Here is a 17,892-nt window from a genome sequence, read left to right on the forward strand (position 1 = left end):
CAAGGTGCTGCAGCACAGCCACGTACCGGCCGAAAGTCGTTCCGGGGAATCCTTTTACCGTGCGATCGGCGATGAGGTCGAAATCTTCCGGGCGGCGGCGCGCCGCGGGCTGCCGGTGCTGCTGAAGGGCCCCACGGGATGCGGGAAGACGCGGTTCGTGGAGGCCATGGCCGAGCAGTCGGGTCGCGATCTGATCACCGTCGCCGGACACGAGGACATGACGTCGGCGGACCTGGTGGGCCGGTTCCTGCTCCAGGGCTCGGAGACCCGCTGGGTGGACGGGCCGTTGACCCGGGCGGTGCGCGAAGGCACCATCTTCTATCTGGACGAGGTGGTCGAGGCGCGCCAGGACACCACGGTGGTCATCCATCCGCTCGCCGATCACCGCCGTGCGCTGCCGGTCGACCGGCTCGGCACGACAGTGCCGGCGGCACCGGGGTTTCAGCTGGTGATCTCCTACAACCCCGGGTATCAGAGCGTGCTGAAGAACCTCAAGGAGTCGACCCGTCAACGGTTCGTCGCCATCGAGCTCGGCTTCCCTCCTGCGCAGGCCGAGATCGACATCGTCGCGCACGAAACCGGCGTCGATCCGCAGACGGCGCAGTCACTGGTGGCGCTGGGCAACGCGATCCGCAACCTGGACGGCTCACCGCTGCGCGAGGGCGCCTCCACCCGGATGCTGATCCTGGCCGGCGGCCTGGTCTCCGAAGGCCTCGGCCTGCGCAGCGCGGTCCAGGCCGCCATCGTCCAAGTCCTCTCCGACGACGCCGATGTCATCCGTGCACTCGGCGAACTCGCCGACGCCGTGCTTCCCCCGATGTGACCGCGCCGGATCCGGCGACACCCGACCGGTTCAGATTCCTCGCCGGCTACCTCGCGGGCCGGTCGATCGAGGTGTCGCAGGCCTCCCCGGGCGAGGCCGCACACACCAATGGTCACGCCATCTTCGTGTCGGCCGGCGCTTCGGCGGCGACGCAGCGTCGCGAGGTCCTGGTCCAGGGCGCGCTGCTGGGCGCCCGGAGCCTGGAACCTCGGCTGGTCAAGGCGCTACGGGCACGCCCCTCGGTGGCCCGGCGCTACCTGGCGCTCGAGGGCAACCGGGTGCTCAGCGAGGTCGCCGACCGGCTGCCGCTGGCCGCGACGCTGCGCCCGGGGTCGCCGCCGCCTACCGCCACGGCCGACGAATCGCTGCGGCTGGCCCGGGGCCGGCTGACCGTCGCCGACCCACCGGAGTGGTTCGGTGTCATCAAACCCGCCCGGCTGTTGCGGTCGGCCGGCGCCGCCGGTGGGAAGGCCACCGAGGCGGACCTGCGTTTCGAGGTCGACGTCGCGCAGGCACCGGCCGACGATGACGATGACGATGCCGACGAGAGCAGGATTCTCAAGCTGTTCGACAACCCGGTCTTCAATTTCCCAGCCCTCTCCGACTTCCTGCGAAAGCTGCTCGGCGGCTCGCGGTCCGGCGACAGCAACTCCGGCGGTGAGCTGCCGTCCCGTGCGCTGCGCCGCGGGCGGCCGGCCGGGCCGAATGCCCGCCCGCTGCCCAGCCGGATCCGCTTCGCCGACCTGAAACCGGCCGCCACCGCGGGTATCGGCGGAGCCTGGTATCCCGAGTGGGACGTCTTCGCCGACAGCTACCGGCCCGACTGGTGCCGCGTCGTCGATTTCCCGCTCACCGCCGCCGCCGGCTCCGGCGCCGGGGTGATCCACGACGACGTGCTTCGCCGACGGCTTTCACGGGTCGGATTGGGCCCCAAGGTGTTACGCGGCCGATCCGACGGGGACGAGCTGGACCTCGAGGCGCTCATCGATGTGTTCGTCGACTTGCGCGCCGGGCATTCGCCCCCGGAACACGTCTACACCGAACGCCGCAAGCTGGACCGCAATCTCGGTGTCCTGATCCTGCTGGATGCGTCCGGGTCCTCGACCGACACCGATCCGGCCGGCCTGGCGGTGCACGACCACCAGCGACGGGCGGCCGCCACACTGGCCGCCACGCTCGAGGAGCTCGGCGACCGGGTGGCCGTCTACGGGTTCCGGTCACAGGGCCGGCACTGTGTTGAGCTGCCGGCCATCAAGACCTTCGACCAACGTTTCGGCGCCGCCGGGCGAGCCCGGCTCGACCAGCTTCAACCATCGGGCTACACCCGGCTCGGCGCCGGAATCCGCGGGGCCGGGCAGATTCTCAAGACCCGGGCCGGCACCCCGAATCGGCTGTTGCTCGTCCTGTCCGACGGTTTTCCCTACGATGTCGGCTACGAAGGCCGTTACGCCGAGGCCGACGTCACCAAGGCCATCGAGGAACTCCGCAGTGACGGTCTCGGCTGCCTGTGTCTCACCATCGGCGCCACCGGACAGGCCCATCGGCCGGCCTTCGGCGCCGCCGGCCATGCCGCCGCCATGACGCTGGCCGAGTTGAGCCCGCAGATGGACGAGTTGTTCTCGGCGGCGCTGGCCGAACTCGCCGCGCCGCGACCCGGGCCCCCACGGTCCGGCTAGTCAGGACTCGACGTGGTCGTCGAACAGCGTGTGACCGGTGCCCTGCTCGACGACCCGCGACAGCAGGGTCCGCAGCGTCTCCTGCTCGTCGGCGGTCAGCACGCCGAACACCTGGTCGTGGGCGGCGACCGCATCCGCGACCACCGCCGACGTCACCGCGCGTCCCTCGTCGGTCAGGTAGCCACGCAGGATGCGGCCGTGGTGGGGATCTTGCTTACGCTCCACCAGGCCGCGGCGCTCGAGCGCGCTCAGCGCCAGTTGCACGCCCTGCGGCGTGATGAGCAGCCGGCGCGCCAGTTCGGCGCCGGACAACCCTGGTTCGCCGGCCAGTTGGCGCAACAGACCGATCTGCGCGGTGCTCACGCCGTGCTCGCTGATCGCCTCGTTCACGGTGGTCAGCGAGTAGTAGAAGGCCTGCTTGAGCAGCCACAGGATGTTGCTGGTCAGATCCATGTCCTGCTTCCCTGTCACCTGCGTGTGTAGACCTGGCCGTCCTTCATGACAAAGCGCACGTCGAGGGTGGCGCTGATGTCGCGGGTCGGATCTCCCGGTACGGCGATGATATCGGCGCAGTAGCCCGGCGCCAGCCGTCCCAGTTCGTGGCCGGCGTCGATGAGTTCGGCGCTGACGACCGTGGCCGCCCGCAATGCCTGTACCGGCGTCATGCCGCGCTCGACCAGCGCGCACAGTTCCCTGGCGTTCTGGCCGTGCGGGATGGCCGGCGCGTCGGTGCCGCAGGCGATGCGCACGCCCGCCTCGATCGCCCGGGGCAACATGGCTTTGGCCCGCGGGAACACCTCGGCCGCCTTCTTTCGTAGCTCCGGAGCGATCCGGTCGACGGCCAATGCGTCGGTCAGGTAGGTGGTGGAGACCAGGAAGGTGCCGTGTTCGGCCATCATCTGCAGGGTTTCGTCGGTGGCCAGGAAGCCGTGCTCGATACAGTCGATGCCCGCCCGGATGCATGCCCGGATCGCGGTGTCGCCGATCGCATGTGCGGCCACCCGCACCCCGGCACGATGCGCCTCGTCGGCGATCGCGGCCAATTCGGCGTCGGAGTACTGCTGGGCGCCCGGGGCCGTACTGTGCGACATCACCCCGCCGGACGCCGACACCTTGATCAGCTTGGCGCCGTGGCGAATCTGGTAGCGCACGCAGGCGGTCACATCCGGCACCCCATTGGCGATACCCTCGGCGACCGACAGCGGCAGCACGCCGGGGGCGAGCCGCTGAAAGACCGTCGGATCCAGGTGTCCTCCATACGGCGTGACGGCATGACCGGCCGGGTAGATCCGCGGACCGACGTGCCAGCCCTGGTCGATGGCGCGCTGCAGAGCGACGTCGAGCAGATAGCCGCCGGTCTTGACCATCAACCCCAGATTGCGCACGGTGGTGAACCCGGCCTCCAGCGTGGTGCGCGCGTTGACCGCCGCGCGCAGCGTGCGGTAGGCGGGATCGTCCTGAACACCGTGCAGCGGCGAGGGCAGCCCTTCTGGGCCGCCCGGCCCCCCGATGAGCAGGTTGAGTTCCATGTCCATCAGCCCCGGCAGCAACGTCACATCGCCCAGGCGGATTTCCTCTGCTGAAACCGGAAGCGGCGCTTCGGGATTGATGGCGGTGATGCGGCCGCTCTCGACCACCACGACGGCCGGCGAGCGCACCACGCCGGCATCGATGTCGAGCCAACGGTCGGCATACAGGATGCATACCGTGCCGTCGGGGCCGCTCACGGGTACGGCTCGGCGATGCACTCGATGACCGCCGCTCCGGAGTCGGGAACACGCGGCTGCTTCCAGGCTTCGGCCGGGAAAGCCACCGTCACCATGGAATACAGCAGATGCATCAGGTTCAGCACATCCTCGGGCAGGTCGTCGAGGCTGAACTTGTCACAGTAGGCCAGCGCGTCTTCGGCGCGGGCCGTGACGGCGTCGTAGAACTGCTGCATTTCGAGCATGGAACTGCTCAGGCGCTTGGTGTAGCGCTCCGGCTCCGACGGCAGACACCAGTCGCTGAACGGTTCGAGGTCGGCGAATTCCTTCGGCAGCTTGGCGGTCACAGCACTCATGCTCCCGCCGCCGCGCGCTCGTATTCGGCTATCCACGCGGCGGTCTCGGCGTGGAAGTGCCGGATCAGGATTTCTTGATCGTTGAGCAGGAAGCGGTCCACCGCTCCGGTCCCGATCATGGTGTGGGTGGCTTCCAGGGTGCTGGCGTCCTGCAGCCCGTATTCCTTGAACGACACCGCCGCCAGTTCCTGGGCCACCCGCTCGCGTGGAGTCCGCGGCTGCGGAAAGTACAGCGTGCCTTCGAAGATGTGGGAGTCGTGGGCGGTCGGCCAGTAGTGATAGGTCAGATACCAGCCCTGCCCCCAGAACAGAATCGTGAAGTTGGGGAAGATCTGGAACGAATCCAGGCCCCACGGATCACATTTCGCCGGATTGAGGCCGGGAGGCATCGGGCCGATATCCGGCGGGTCCCAGGGGCCGAACAGTCCGCTCTGGCAGATCTCCTCGATCGGCTTGCGCATCTCCTCCGACATCTCCCAGGCACGCACCCCCGAGGTGCTCACCAGGCGATGCGGACCCTCGATCTGGTAGTGCGGCGCCTCGAAGCCGGCCTGTTCGGCGGCTACCCGAAAGGCGGTCGGCGTCTGGTTTCCGTGCAGCACCGGTGCGTGATAGAACTCCTGGAACGCGTCCAGGAACAGCTTCCAGTTGGCGTTGACCGCGGAGCGGTATTGCCACCGCGAGGTCATCAGCCCGAAGGGGTAGCCCTCCAGCGCCGTCACCATCGGGCCCAGGAATTCGCGTAAGGACTGCTCCGGGGTGGCGGCGAAGTTGACGAAGATGAACCCCTCCCAGACCTCGCAGTGCACACCGACCAGTCCGTAACGGCTCTTGTCGAGGTCGAAGAACTCTTCCTCCTGCTGGACGAAGGCCAGATTGCCGTCGAGGTCGTAGCGCCAGGCGTGATATTTGCAGGTGAACTGGCGGCAGGTTCCGCTGGACTCCTCCAACGGCATGGTGTCCCACACCAGCTTGTTGCCCCGGTGGCGGCAGACGTTGTGAAAGGCCTTGATCTCGCCGGATCCGGTCCGCACCACGATGATCGAGGTGTTGACGACCTTGAGTTCTTTGGTGAGGTAGCTGCCTTTGCGCGGAATCTGCTCGACCCGGCCGACATTGAGCCAGGCCCGCCGGAAGATGGCCGCGCGCTCCTTCTCGTAGACGTCAGGGCTGACCGAATCCCGGTAGGACACCGGCCCGGTCCCGAGCTCGGGATAGTGCTGGGTCCAACTGCCCTCGGGAGGCTTGGGAAATCGCGCCACCGCCACTCCTGTCTGCGACCTGGTGTTGGCGCCGACGCTAGCGAGCAGCACCCTCAGTGTCAAGTAGTTGATACTGAAGTGGTCGTGCCAGGCCGACGCGGTATGCCCGGGGGCTCAGGACTGACTCAGCGCGGCGTCGTTGCCGCTTTCGGCTTTGAGCGCCGTGTTGGTCAGCATCTGCTCGATGACGTTCTTGCCCAGGGCACTGTCGTCGGGCAGCTCGATCGGGTAGCTGCCGTCGAAACACGCGCAGCACAGCCGCGAGGTGGGCTGTTCGGTGGCCGCGATCATGTCGTCCTGGCCGACGTAGCCCAGGCTGTCGGCGCCGATGGTGCGCCGCACCGCCTCGACCATCCCCTCCTCGTCACCGACGGCGTTGGCGATCAGCTCCGCCCGCGACGCGAAGTCGATGCCGTAGAAGCACGGCCACTTCACCGGCGGGGACGCGATGCGCACGTGCACCTCCACCGCGCCGGCCTCCCGCAGCATCCGCACCAGGGCACGCTGGGTATTGCCCCGCACGATCGAGTCGTCGACGACGATCAGCCGCTTACCGCGGATGATCTCCCGCAGCGGGTTGAGCTTGAGCCGGATGCCGAGCTGGCGGATGGTCTGGGACGGCTGGATGAACGTCCGTCCGACATAGGCGTTCTTGGTCAGGCCCTGCCCGTAGTCGATGCCGGACTCCTGGGCATAGCCCACTGCGGCCGGGATGCCGGACTCCGGCACCCCGATGACCAGATCGGCATCGACCTGGTGGGCGCGGGCCAGCCGACGGCCGATCTCCACCCGGGTGGCGTGCACCGACCGGCCGCCGATCGTGCTGTCCGGCCGCGCCAGGTAGACGTACTCGAAGACACAACCCTTGGGGGTGGGATTGGCGAACCGGCTTGAACGCACACCGTCGGCGTCGATCGCCAGCAGCTCACCGGGCTCGATGTCGCGGACGAACGAGGCACCGACGATGTCGAGCGCTGCGGTCTCCGATGCCACCACCCAGCCGCGGTCCAGTCGGCCCAGCGACAGCGGCCGCACGCCCCACGGGTCGCGGGCCGCGTAGAGGGTGTTCTCGTCCATGAAGGTCAGGCAGAACGCCCCGCGTGCCGTCGGCAGCAGCTCCAGCGCCGCCTGCTCCAACGAGGTGTCGGCGGCACCGTGGGCCAGCAGGGCGCCCAGGATGTCGGAGTCGGTGGTGGCCACCCCGGGCTGGCGGGTGTCGATCAGTCCCAGTTCGCGGGCTCGTCCGGCCATTTCAGCGGTGTTGACCAGGTTGCCGTTGTGACCGAGGGCCACGCCGGTGCCGGCCGCGGTATGACGAAACACCGGCTGGGCGTTCTCCCAGGTGGTGTCGCCGGTGGTGGAGTAACGGCAGTGCCCGACCGCCACGTGCCCGGGCATGGCAGCCAGCGTCTGCTCCTCGAACACCTGGCTGACCAAGCCCAGGTCCTTGAAGACCAGTACCTGCGAGCCGTCGCCGACCGCGATCCCGGCGGCCTCCTGGCCGCGGTGCTGCAGCGCATATAAGCCGTAATAGGTGAGTTTCGCCACGTCTTCCCCGGGCGCCCAAACCCCGAAGACGCCGCACTCTTCACGGGGTGCGTTCTCAAGGTCTACTACCTGCTGGTCCGGCACGTTTCAGCTGCTCCAGGGGGACGGGCCTTAAGTGACGCGTTCAGTCTACGGTCAACACGCGTCAAGTTTCACCAACGGCAGCAATTCGGCGATCTCGCCGGCCCGAGAACCCGACAACCGCAGCTTCGCCGCGGCGGTCGCGTCGGCGGGATCGAGCAGTCCGGCGACCAGCAGCAGCCAACTGCGCGGATCGGTCTCGACCACGTTGGGCGGGGTGCCACGCGTGTGCCGCGGCCCGGCGATGCACTGCACCGCAACGAACGGCGGGATCCGCACCTCGACGCTGGCGCCGGGCGCCAGCTCGGCCAGTGTGCGAGCCGTCAGACGGACCGCGGCCGCCAACTCGGCGCGGTCGGGGGCCGGCAGGCTCTCATCGCGCAGCCACGCCGCCAGCGCCTGCACGGCTGCGCGGGTCTGTGCCGGGTCCGGCTGCCGGCGGGGGCGGGCGGGGGCCATGTCAGTCCGTCGGGTGTGCGGCGAACCAGTCGAGCAGCAGGTCGGCGAGCCGGTCCGGCTCGGTGTCCGGGATCCAGTGCGAGACACCCTCCAGTACCTCGAACCGGTAGGCGGCGTCGACATACCGGGCCGTGTCGTGCGCCGCTTTGGGCTTCAGCGCCATGTCGTGGTCGCTCCACACATACATCGTCGGCACCGAGATCTGCTGGTTGCTGTCTCCCAGGTTCGACAGCGGCATACCCCGGTACCAGTTGAGCCCGCCGGTCAGCGCACCCGGTTCGGTCATGGCCCGCACATCCCGCTGCGCCGCGTCGGTGGTCTGGCCGCTGCGCCGCAGCGACTTGGCGGCCAGCGCGCCTTGCCGGCGCGTTAGCAGCCACTCCGGAAGCCAGGGCAGCTGGAAAAAGCCCATGTACCACGAAGCCAGCCCCTGACTGCTGGTGACAAACGACTTCAGGAAGGCGGCGGGATGGGGCACCGACACCGGCGACACCGTGGCGAGCCGTTCGGGCAGCTCGGCTGCCACGCCCCACGCGACCGCGGCGCCCCAGTCATGTCCCACCAGGTGCACCCGCTGCGCGCCACTGGCGTCGATCAGCGCCGCGACGTCGGCCACGAGTTCCGACATCCGATAGTCGCGGCGCCGGCGGGGCCGGGCACCGGGCGAGTAGCCGCGCTGGTTGGGCGCCAGGCATCGGTAGCCGGCGGCGGTGAGCCGGTCGATTACGGCGTTCCAGCTGTCGTTTCGCTGCGGGAAGCCGTGCAGCAACACCACGACGGGTCCCTCCGGCGGCCCGGCGTCGCGGACATCGAAGACCAGGCCGTCACGGGTATAGCGATCCATCGGTGAAGCATCCCGCATCTCGTCGCCCAGCGGTACGCGACCCCGGCGCAGGAGAGCCGCATCAACCCCGCGAGTGTCTACCGGTGCAGGGCAGCTCGGACCCGCTCGGTGTCGGCCGCCGTCCAGCCGTCGGGTGGCAGCACTGCCACGAGTCCGTCCAGAACCGTGCCGGAGTAGTTGTGGCCGTGCCCCGCGGGCATCTGCTCGCCGTGAAACAGGTCCGCGCTGACCTGCCAGAACGTCACCACCGGATACCAGCGCATCGAGGCGGTGCGGTCCGGGCCGGGTGGTTCGGTCAGCCAGTCGGGCCGCGCGAACAGCAGATCCGGTGTCCACCAGACCACCGGGTCGGAGGCGTGCTGAAGGAACAGCACGCGGGGGCCGGGCCACTCCGGCGCGGCAGTCTCGGCGATCTCGGTCGGCAGTGTGCCCTGGGCGAAGCGCACCGTGCGGCCGTTGTCGTAACGCGGAAGTACGGCGGTGGTGCCGGGGTCGCGCCGCACCAGCAGGGCATGCCAGAGCGGGCTGGCATGCGGCGGCCCCACCCACAGCACGGCCTCATAGCCCATGTCGGCGATGTCGGGCAGCCACTCGAAGGCGGCCTGCCCGGCCATCGATCCCAGACTCTCGCCGTAGAGCATCAGTTTGGGGCGATGCGCGGCGGGCAGGCTTCGCCAGCGCTCGGCGATGGTCTGCACCAGCAGGCGTCCGGAGTCCATCGACTTGCGCTGATCGGCCAGGAACGAGATCCAACTCGGCAGGTAGGAGTACTGCACACCGACGATTGCGGTGTCGCCGTTGTAGAGCATCTCCACCGCGTCGGCCGCCGCCGGGTTGATCCACCCCGTTCCGGTGGTGGGCACCACCACCAGCACCCGCCGGTCGAAGGCGTGGGTGCGATCCAGCTCGTCGAGCAGCAGCCGCATGCGCGCCTGGTCGTCGGCGGCGCTGTTCAGACCGGCGTACACCCGGATGGGTTCGCGGGCGGGCCGGTGGTTGACCCGGCTGAGCTCGTCGGCGTGCCGTCCCCCGGCGACGAAGGTGCGGCCCTGACTGCCCAGGCTGGCCCAGGACGCCAGCGAATCCGGGCTGCCGGAGCGCCCCGGTTGCTGCGGCTGGAAAGTCCCGGGCACCGTGCCGCGGTCCTCGGGCTGGAACACCGCGCTGGCGCCGGCGAAGAATCCGCGGATCAGCACACCATTGATCAACATGGTCAGCACCACGACGACGATCGCGCTGCCGATGAACATGGCGACTTCGCTGTTCAGGTGCCACCGCCGGATCAACGCCCGGGCCAGCAACCGGCTGGCGTCGATCAGTACCCGCACGACCGCGACGAGCGCGGCCGCCACCCCGATCGCCACGCCCAGGGTGCGCAGGTAGCCCAGGGTGCCGGGGCCCTGGATGCCCAGCAGCTCGGAGACCTGGCGTTGCCAACCCGCGGCCGGGACCAGCATCACGACGCACGCGGCCGGCGCCCCCACCACCACCGCTGCCTTCAGCGCTACCAGGACCCGGCGCGGCGGCGGCCACCAGTTCGCACCGCGCAGCACCAGCCGGTCCATCGTTGCGCCGATCAGCACACCCAGCCCATAGCCGAAGGCCGCGTTGATGCCGCCGATCAGACCTTGGAACAACCAGTCGCGGGGCAACAGCGACGGCGTCAGCGACAGGCAGAAGAACAGCGCCCCGAACGCCATTCCGACGAAATTCAGGCGCAGCAGGCTCCACGCCCACACCAGCAGCGGGTGTCTCGCCGGCGCCTGCATGCCGATCTGGCTATCCGAAGATCCCCGGCAGCACTGCTTCGGAAATGCTGCGCAGCTCTGCCAGCGACACAGTGAACTGGCCCTGGACCTCCAGCTCCTGCGACGCCTGGTCAACCACGCCGACGCGGGTGGCTGCCAGGCCGCGCGCCTCGCACATGGAACGGAACCGGCTCTCCTCGGTGCGCGGCACCGCCACCAGCACCCTGCCCGCCGACTCGGAGAACAGGAAGACGAACGGATCGGCGTCTTCGGGAAGCAGGATGCGGCATCCGGTCTCACCGGCGATCGCCGATTCGACCACGGCCTGGATCAGCCCGCCTTCGCTCAGGTCGTGGGCGGCCGACACCAGACCGTCGCGCGATGCCGCACTGAGAACTTCTGCGAGCAGCTGCTCGCGCGCGAGGTCGACCTTCGGCGGCAGCCCACCGAGGTGGTCGCCGGTCACCTGCGCCCAGATCGATCCGTCGAACTCGTCGCTGGTGTCGCCGAGCAGGATCAGCGTCTCGCCGGGCTCGACGCCGAAGGCGGTCGGAATCCGCCGGGCGACGTCGTCGATGACGCCGAGCACCCCGACCACCGGGGTGGGGTGGATGGGGGTGGCGCCGGTCTGGTTGTAGAAGCTCACATTGCCGCCGGTCACCGGAATACCCAGTGCCGCACAGCCGTCGGCCAGACCGCGGACGGCCTCGGCGAACTGCCACATCACCCCTGGGTCTTCCGGCGAGCCGAAGTTCAGGCAGTTGGTGACGGCGATCGGCGTGGCGCCGGTGACGGCCACGTTGCGGTAGGCCTCGGCCAGCGCCAGCTGCGCGCCGGCGTAGGGGTCGAGCTTGGTGTAGCGGCCGGAGGCATCGGTGGAGATCGCGATACCGCGCCCGGACGTCTCGTCGATCCGCAGCATTCCGCCGTCGGCATGCTCGGCCAACACGGTGTTGCCGCGCACGTAACGGTCGTACTGCTCGGTGATGAACGCCCTGCTGCACAGGTGCGGACTGCCCAGCAGGGCAAGCAGCGTCGCGCGCAGCTCCTCCCCGGTCGCCGGGCGCACCAGGCGCGCGGAGCGGTCCGCGTTGAGGGCGTCCTGGGTCTCCGGGCGCTCGACCGGGCGGTGATAGATCGGGCCTTCGTGGGCAACCGTGCGCGGCGGCACGTCCACGACGGTCTGTCCGTGCCAGGTGATCTGCAACCGGTCGCCGTCGGTCACCTCGCCGATGACCGTGGCGAGCACGTCCCACTTGGCGCAGACCGCCATGAAGGCATCCACATTCTCCGGGGCGACCACGGCGCACATACGTTCCTGCGACTCGCTGGACAGCACTTCCGCCGGGGTCATGTTCGCCGCGCGCAGCGGCACCTTCTCCAGCTGAATCGCCATGCCGCCGTCACCGGCGGAGGCCAACTCGGAAGTCGCGCAAGACAACCCGGCTCCCCCGAGGTCCTGAATGCCGACCACCAGCTTGGCGGCGTACAGCTCCAGGCAGCACTCGATGAGCACCTTCTCGGTGAACGGATCGCCGACCTGAACCGACGGGAGCTTCTTGCGGCCCGCACCGCTCTCGTCGCCGCCGAAAGTTTCCGATGCGAGCACCGACACCCCACCGATGCCGTCCAGCCCGGTCCGCGCCCCGAACAGGATGATCTTGTTGCCGGCGCCGGAGGCGAACGCCAGGTGCAGGTCTTCCCTCTTCAGCACGCCGACACACAGCGCGTTGACCAACGGGTTGCCCGCATAGCAGGGGTCGAAGACCGTCTCGCCGCCGATGTTGGGCAGACCCAGTGAGTTGCCGTAGCCGCCGATGCCGCGTACCACGCCGTCGAGCACCCGGCGGGTGTCGGGCGCGTCGGCGGCGCCGAAGCGCAGCTGGTCCATCACCGCGATCGGGCGGGCGCCCATCGCCATGATGTCGCGCACGATGCCCCCCACGCCGGTGGCCGCTCCCTGGTAGGGCTCGACGTAGGACGGGTGGTTGTGCGACTCCACCTTGAAGGTGACCGCCCAGCCGTCGCCGATGTCGACGACGCCGGCGTTCTCGCCGATACCGGCCAGCATCGCCTTGCGCATCTCGTCGGTGGTGGTCTCCCCGAAGTAGCGCAGGTGCACCTTGGAGGACTTGTAGGAGCAGTGCTCGCTCCACATCACCGAGTACATGGCCAGTTCGGCGTCGGTGGGGCGGCGGCCCAGGATGTCGCGGATGCGCTGGTACTCGTCGTCTTTGAGGCCCAGCTCGGCGAACGGTTGCGGGTGATCGGGCGTCGCCGCGGCGTGTTCGACGGTGTCCGGCGTGGTCAGGGACGTCACGGGGTCAGTGTATGGCACCGATTTCGGCTCACTGCGGGGCCAGGAAGGCCGTCAGAGCCGCGGCGTAGGCGGCCACGTCACTGGCACCCATCAGCTCCCGCGCCGAATGCATGGCCAGCTGCGCAGCGCCCACGTCGACGGTGGGTATGCCGGTACCTGCGGCGCTCATCGGACCGATGGTCGAACCGCAGGGCAGGTCGGCTCGGTGCTCGTAGCGCTGCAGCGCCACCCCTGCCTGGTCGCAGGCCAGCGCGAAGGTGGCCGCGGTGCGGCCGTCGGTGGCGTAGCGCAGGTTGGGCTGCACCTTCAGAACGGGGCCGGCGTTGACCGCGATCGGATGACCCGGTTCGTGGCGGTCCGGGTAGTTGGGGTGGGTGGCATGCGCCATGTCGGCCGAGGCCATGGTGGAGGCGGTCAGCCGGCGCAGAAAGTCCTCGCGGTCCCCGCCGGCGGCCAGGGTGATCCGCTCCAGGACCGTGCGCAGCAGATCCGACTGGGCGCCGTGATCCGAGGTCGACCCCACCTCCTCGTGGTCGAAGAGCACCAGCACCGGAAGGTAGCGCCCCGGCCGGGCGGCCAGCAGGGCTTCCAGCCCGGCATAGCAGCTGGCCTGGTTGTCCAACCGGGGCGCACTGACGAACTGCTGGTCCACCCCGGTCACCGTCGCCGGCGCCAGGTCGTGGGTCATCAGGTCGAAGCCGAGCACGTCGGCGCGATCGACACCGGCGCGTTCGGAGACGTGGCGCAGGAAGTCTCGGGCCGGGCCGCCCGCGCCCCACACCGCGTTGAGGTGGCGTTGCGCGTCCAGCGCGACCGCGGCGCGGTCGGCGGCCAGATGGATCGCCAGCTGGGGAACCCGCAGAATCGGTTCGTCGATCCGGACCAGGTGCTGGCTGATCGACGAGCCTGCGCTGCGCACCGAGAGCCGCCCGCTGACGCCCAGGTCGCGGTCCAGCCACGAGTTCAGCCAGGCACCGCCGTAGGGCTCCAGCGCCACCAGATGCCAGCCGGCGACCTCCCGGTCGGGACGTTGCTTGACCCGCAGGTTGGGGCTGTCGGTGTGCGCCCCCACCACCCGGAACGGCGCCCCGGGATCCGTCGCGGCGCCGTCCCAGGCGATCAGCGAGCCGGCCCGGACGGTGAAGTACCGCCCGGGCAGGGCGGGCCATCGGTCGGTCTCGGCGACCTCGGTGTAACCGGCGGCCCGCAGGCGTTCGGCGACGCTGGCACAGACGTGGAACGGCGAAGGCGAGGCGTCGATGAACTCGCACAAACCGGTCGCGGTGGCAGCCATGGGCTCAAGTCTTTCCCATCGCAACGCCGATTGGGGCGTTAGGGTCGATACTGTGCCGACTGCTCAGCCCGTCACCACTCCGCTGACCTGTGCGGCCATCTTCCTGGTCGCCACCATCGACGAGGGTGGCGAGACCGTGGTGCACGACGCGCTGCCGGACCTGGCGGGCTTCGCCCGCGCCATCGGCTTCCGCGACCCGACCAAGCGGCTGTCGGTGGTGACCTCGATCGGGTCCGACGCCTGGGACCGGCTGTTCGCCGGGCCCCGGCCGGCACAGCTGCATCCGTTCGTCGAGCTGACCGGTCCCCGTCACACCGCCCCGGCCACCCCGGGCGACCTGCTGTTCCACATCAAGGGCGAGACCCTCGACGTCTGCTTCGAGCTGGCCGGACGAATCGTCAAGGCGATGGCCAGTGCGATCACCGTGGTCGACGAGGTGCACGGCTTCCGGTTCTTCGACAACCGCGATCTGCTCGGCTTCGTCGACGGCACCGAGAACCCGGTCGAGGAGGCGGCCTGCGAGGCCACCGCGATCGGCGACGAGGACCCCGACTTCGCCGGCGGGTCGTATGTGCACATCCAGAAGTACCTACACGACATGGCGGCCTGGGAGGCGCTGCCGGTTACCGAGCAGGAACGGGTGATCGGCCGCACCAAGGCCGACGACATCGAGTTCGACGACGCGGACAAGCCGGCCAACTCCCACATCGCGCTGAACGTGATCACCGACGAGGACGGCAACGAGCTGGACATCGTGCGGCACAACATGCCGTTCGGCTCGGTGGGCAACGGCGAGTCCGGCACCTACTACATCGCCTACTCCCGTAGTCCCGCGGTCACCGAGCAGATGCTGCGCAACATGTTCTTCGGGGACCCGCCCGGCAACACCGACCGCATTCTGGATTTCTCGACCGCCGTCACCGGCGGCATGTTTTTCACCCCCACCGCAGACTTCCTCGACGGTCCGCCGCCGCTCCCGGGCCGGCCGGCCCCGAGCCCGGCGCAGCCCGCCGAGCCCGCGTCTGGGGGCTCCCTGAACATCGGCAGCCTGAAAGGAATCTCCTGAATGAACAACCTGTATCGCAATCTGGCCCCGGTCACCGACGCGGCCTGGGCCGACATCGAGCAGGAGGCGGCCCGCACGTTCAAGCGACACATCGCCGGGCGCCGGGTAGTCGACGTCAGCGAGCCCGCCGGCCCCACGGCGGCGGCGGTGGGCACCGGCCGGCTGACCGGCATCGGCGCCCCGGCCGACGGGGTCCAGGCAGCGCTGCGGGACAGCAAACCACTGGTGCGTCTGCGGGTTCCGTTCACCCTGTCGCGGGAAGAGATCGACGACGTGGAGCGGGGCTCGCAGGACGCGGACTGGGACCCGGTCAAGGCCGCGGCCAAGAAGCTGGCATTCGCCGAGGACCGGATCGTCTTCGGCGGCTACCCGGACGCCGCCGTGGAGGGCATCCGCAGCACCAGCTCGAACCCGGAGTTGACGCTGCCCGAGGACCCGCGCGACATCCCGGACGTGGTCAGCCAGGCGCTCTCAGCGCTGCGGCTGGCCGGGGTGGACGGTCCCTACTCGGTGCTGCTGTCGGCCGACACCTACACCAAGGTCAGCGAGACCTCCGACCACGGCTATCCGATCCTGGAGCACCTGCGCCGGCTGGTGACCGGCGACATCATCTGGGCCCCGGCGATCGACGGCGCATTCGTGTTGACCACGCGCGGCGGCGATTTCGACCTGCGGTTGGGCACCGACGTGGCGATCGGCTACCTGTATCACGACGCCGACAACGTGGAGCTCTACCTGGAGGAGACCTTCACGTTCCTGTGCTACACCGCCGAGGCCGCTGTCGCGCTGACCGCCTAGCTGGGTCCGGCCCGCCGAGCCGACTGACCGCCCGGCGGTTCAGTCGGCCCACGAGGCGGTGAATGCGGCCACCGAGCGCGCGGTGCGCTCGACGGCGGCGTCCGGATCGGGCAGTGCGGCGGCCAGGCCCTGCACCGCACGGTCGGCCAGCGGGCGCCAGTCCTGGATCCAGCCCTCGATGACAGCGCGGTTGGCGGGATCGGCGGCCAACGCGTAGCGGGCGAGTGCGGCGTTCCAGGCCTGATTGCGGGTGGTGTCCACCCGGGATTCCTGCAGCAGCGCCGCGGTGAGGCCGTCGCCGCGAAGGTTGGCCACCTCGGCGAAAGTCTCCTTGAACAGCGCGTCGAGCGCCGGTTTGATCACCAGGTTCAGCGCGGTGAAGGCCTCTCCCCAGTCATAGGCCAGCAGCAGGCGTTCCAGCGCTTCCCGGGCCGGCTGCCAGGCCTCGTCGGTCTCCCAGATTCGCCGCGTCGCTTCGGTATTGGCCAATCCGACATCGTGGCTCAGCGACAGCGACTTGGCGCGATAGGCGATCCACTGCAGAGCCCGCAGCTCGTCGGCGGCCTGGAAGAACGCCGCATTGGTGATATAGGCGCTCGGCGCCAGTTGCCCCACGTAAAGGCTGGTGATCTGCAGCACGTGGAACAGATAGCGGGCGGGCAGGTAGATGCGGCCCAGTGTTTCGACCCAGTCGGGCGCCAGGGCCTGATCGGCATCGAGTGCCTCGTAGTGATCGACCACGCCTTCGGCGTAGACCTCGCGGTCGTGCTGCGACGCGATGTAGCGGCGGTAGTTCAGCGCGGCAGGATCGCGGAAACCCTCCCAGCTCTCGGCCTGCAGCGGCGAGCCCTCGCGGTGCTTGAGATACCACCGGTTGATCGGGCTGCCGGGGTCGAGGTCGAAAGGAGCCGGCTGGCGGTTGAAGTGATAGTGGAACTGCCCGGTGACGGCTTCGTATTCGGTGGGTTTGCGGCGGGTGTCGCCGGCGATGCTCCAGGTCTTGAGCTGCCGGGTTTTCGCGGTGGTCATGTGTCAGTCCTCTCGGTCCAGGTACCAGTGCAGTTCGTCGTCGCCGACGTAGCGGATCCGGCCGGCAAAGCCCACCAGCGCCGGCTCCAGGGTGGCCAGCGGGAATGCCTGGCCGGCAGCCGATTCCAGGCTCGCCCGGGTGACGCGCAGAAAGCGCGGGGCATGGATGCGGACGTACCCGGCGTGGTCCTCGATGGTGATGGCCGCATCGGGGTTGTCGGCGTGGATGGCCTCGGTCAGGGCGGCGACGACATCGGGGTCGAAGCCGCGCACCACCGGACCGACGAGCTTGTCCTGTTCCAAAGCGGTCATCAGCGGTCTCCTTCGGTGAGCAGGATGGCGATCTGGTCGCCTTCGAGGCGAACGGGATGGCTGCGCAGCCGGCAGTTGGCGGGATTGACCCCGGCGCCGGTGGACAGGTCGAATTCCCAGCTGTGCGCGCCGCACGTCAGGATTTCGTCGTCGACGTCGCCGTCGGCCAGCGGGAATCCGGCGTGCGGGCACAGTCCGTCGTAGGCACGGATCGCTCCCCCGCGCAGATGCGCGATCAGGATCGGCCGATCGCCCACCTCGAATTCGGCCACCTCGCCCTCCCAGAGGTCGTCGAGGCTGGCCACCGGGGTCCAGGTGCTAACGCTGGTCATAGAAGACCTCGACGTGGTCCAGTGGGCCGACACCGGCGGCGCCGATCGCCAACGCCGGGTCCAGCACATTGCCGTTGTGGCGCAGCCGGATCGGGGCATCGCGTTTGGCGACGCGGTGTCCGACCACATGGTGGGCGATCGCCGCGCTGACGGCGTCGACGGTGTCGGCGTCGTCGACGGGGATGAGCAGTTCGAGCACGTCGCCCTCGAACAGCGCGGTCAGGGGAAGCAGCGCCAT

Annotated in this window: 18 protein-coding genes; 4 read left to right on the forward strand and 14 right to left on the reverse strand. The window is 69.3% G+C overall.

Annotated elements, in window-relative coordinates; all coding sequences use genetic code 11:
- Window positions 1-4: 4 nt before the first annotated feature.
- Together G6N14_RS14665 and G6N14_RS14670 are read left to right on the forward strand one after the other, a co-directional pair.
- On the forward strand, window positions 5-823 hold the full coding sequence (locus tag G6N14_RS14665; protein ID WP_085135784.1) for a CbbQ/NirQ/NorQ/GpvN family protein: 819 nt from the start codon (window positions 5-7) through the stop codon (window positions 821-823).
- Window positions 820-2,499: a nitric oxide reductase activation protein NorD gene (locus G6N14_RS14670; protein ID WP_085135785.1), complete on the forward strand. Its 1,680-nt coding sequence runs from the start codon at window positions 820-822 to the stop codon at window positions 2,497-2,499. Before G6N14_RS14665 ends, G6N14_RS14670 begins: the two co-directional genes overlap by 4 nt.
- On the opposite strand, the gene G6N14_RS14675 is transcribed toward G6N14_RS14670, so the two are convergent.
- The 10 genes from G6N14_RS14675 to G6N14_RS14720 all read right to left on the reverse strand — a co-directional run bounded on the left by G6N14_RS14675 (window position 2,500) and on the right by G6N14_RS14720 (window position 14,117).
- Entirely contained in the window at window positions 2,500-2,952 is a 453-nt protein-coding gene (locus G6N14_RS14675; RefSeq protein ID WP_085135831.1) for a MarR family winged helix-turn-helix transcriptional regulator, read from the reverse strand.
- A gap of 14 nt (window positions 2,953-2,966) precedes the next feature.
- Window positions 2,967-4,226, reverse strand: a complete 1,260-nt coding sequence (locus G6N14_RS14680; protein WP_085135786.1) for a metal-dependent hydrolase family protein — start codon at window positions 4,224-4,226, stop codon at window positions 2,967-2,969.
- Window positions 4,223-4,561, reverse strand: a complete 339-nt coding sequence (locus tag G6N14_RS14685) for a hypothetical protein (RefSeq protein ID WP_085135787.1) — start codon at window positions 4,559-4,561, stop codon at window positions 4,223-4,225. The genes G6N14_RS14680 and G6N14_RS14685 overlap by 4 nt, the downstream gene beginning before the upstream one ends.
- Window positions 4,558-5,823 (reverse strand): aromatic ring-hydroxylating oxygenase subunit alpha, encoded by a 1,266-nt coding sequence (locus G6N14_RS14690; RefSeq protein WP_085135832.1) that lies wholly within the window; start codon window positions 5,821-5,823, stop codon window positions 4,558-4,560. The genes G6N14_RS14685 and G6N14_RS14690 overlap by 4 nt, the downstream gene beginning before the upstream one ends.
- A 114-nt stretch (window positions 5,824-5,937) precedes the next feature.
- Window positions 5,938-7,455: an amidophosphoribosyltransferase gene (gene purF / locus G6N14_RS14695; protein ID WP_085135788.1), complete on the reverse strand. Its 1,518-nt coding sequence runs from the start codon at window positions 7,453-7,455 to the stop codon at window positions 5,938-5,940.
- A 51-nt stretch (window positions 7,456-7,506) separates the two neighbouring features.
- Complete coding sequence (locus tag G6N14_RS14700; RefSeq protein WP_085135789.1) at window positions 7,507-7,911, reverse strand: sterol carrier family protein; 405 nt, start codon at window positions 7,909-7,911, stop codon at window positions 7,507-7,509.
- Between the two features lies 1 nt (window position 7,912).
- Entirely contained in the window at window positions 7,913-8,755 is an 843-nt protein-coding gene (locus G6N14_RS14705) for an alpha/beta fold hydrolase (protein WP_085135790.1), read from the reverse strand.
- A gap of 77 nt (window positions 8,756-8,832) precedes the next feature.
- On the reverse strand, window positions 8,833-10,524 hold the full coding sequence (locus G6N14_RS14710; protein WP_085135791.1) for an alpha/beta hydrolase: 1,692 nt from the start codon (window positions 10,522-10,524) through the stop codon (window positions 8,833-8,835).
- 10 nt (window positions 10,525-10,534) lie between these two features.
- Window positions 10,535-12,823, reverse strand: coding sequence for a phosphoribosylformylglycinamidine synthase subunit PurL (purL, locus tag G6N14_RS14715; RefSeq protein WP_109559806.1), 2,289 nt, complete (start codon window positions 12,821-12,823; stop codon window positions 10,535-10,537).
- A 28-nt stretch (window positions 12,824-12,851) separates the two neighbouring features.
- Window positions 12,852-14,117 (reverse strand): M18 family aminopeptidase, encoded by a 1,266-nt coding sequence (locus G6N14_RS14720; protein WP_085135793.1) that lies wholly within the window; start codon window positions 14,115-14,117, stop codon window positions 12,852-12,854.
- Window positions 14,118-14,169: 52 nt separating this feature from the next.
- On the opposite strand from G6N14_RS14720, the gene G6N14_RS14725 reads away from it, so the two are divergent.
- Both G6N14_RS14725 and G6N14_RS14730 read left to right on the forward strand, forming a co-directional pair.
- Entirely contained in the window at window positions 14,170-15,183 is a 1,014-nt protein-coding gene (locus G6N14_RS14725; protein ID WP_234808926.1) for a Dyp-type peroxidase, read from the forward strand.
- Window positions 15,184-15,981 carry a family 1 encapsulin nanocompartment shell protein gene (locus G6N14_RS14730; protein WP_085135795.1) on the forward strand — a complete coding sequence of 266 codons (798 nt, stop codon included), beginning with the start codon at window positions 15,184-15,186 and terminating at the stop codon, window positions 15,979-15,981.
- A gap of 39 nt (window positions 15,982-16,020) precedes the next feature.
- On the opposite strand, the gene G6N14_RS14735 is transcribed toward G6N14_RS14730, so the two are convergent.
- Genes G6N14_RS14735 through G6N14_RS14750 form a run of 4 tightly spaced genes read right to left on the reverse strand, consistent with a single transcriptional unit; the run spans window position 16,021 to window position 17,892 of the window.
- Window positions 16,021-17,010: a ferritin family protein gene (locus G6N14_RS14735; protein WP_085135796.1), complete on the reverse strand. Its 990-nt coding sequence runs from the start codon at window positions 17,008-17,010 to the stop codon at window positions 16,021-16,023.
- A 3-nt stretch (window positions 17,011-17,013) separates the two neighbouring features.
- A complete protein-coding gene (locus G6N14_RS14740) occupies window positions 17,014-17,322 on the reverse strand; it encodes an MmoB/DmpM family protein (RefSeq protein WP_085135797.1) in 309 nt (102 codons plus the stop codon).
- Window positions 17,322-17,654 carry a Rieske 2Fe-2S domain-containing protein gene (locus tag G6N14_RS14745; protein WP_085135798.1) on the reverse strand — a complete coding sequence of 111 codons (333 nt, stop codon included), beginning with the start codon at window positions 17,652-17,654 and terminating at the stop codon, window positions 17,322-17,324. Before G6N14_RS14745 ends, G6N14_RS14740 begins: the two co-directional genes overlap by 1 nt.
- Complete coding sequence (locus tag G6N14_RS14750) at window positions 17,641-17,892, reverse strand: toluene-4-monooxygenase system B family protein (RefSeq protein WP_046319159.1); 252 nt, start codon at window positions 17,890-17,892, stop codon at window positions 17,641-17,643. Before G6N14_RS14750 ends, G6N14_RS14745 begins: the two co-directional genes overlap by 14 nt.

It is taken from the genome of Mycolicibacter hiberniae, assembly GCF_010729485.1.
In the GTDB taxonomy this organism is placed as follows: Bacteria; Actinomycetota; Actinomycetes; order Mycobacteriales; family Mycobacteriaceae; genus Mycobacterium; species Mycobacterium hiberniae.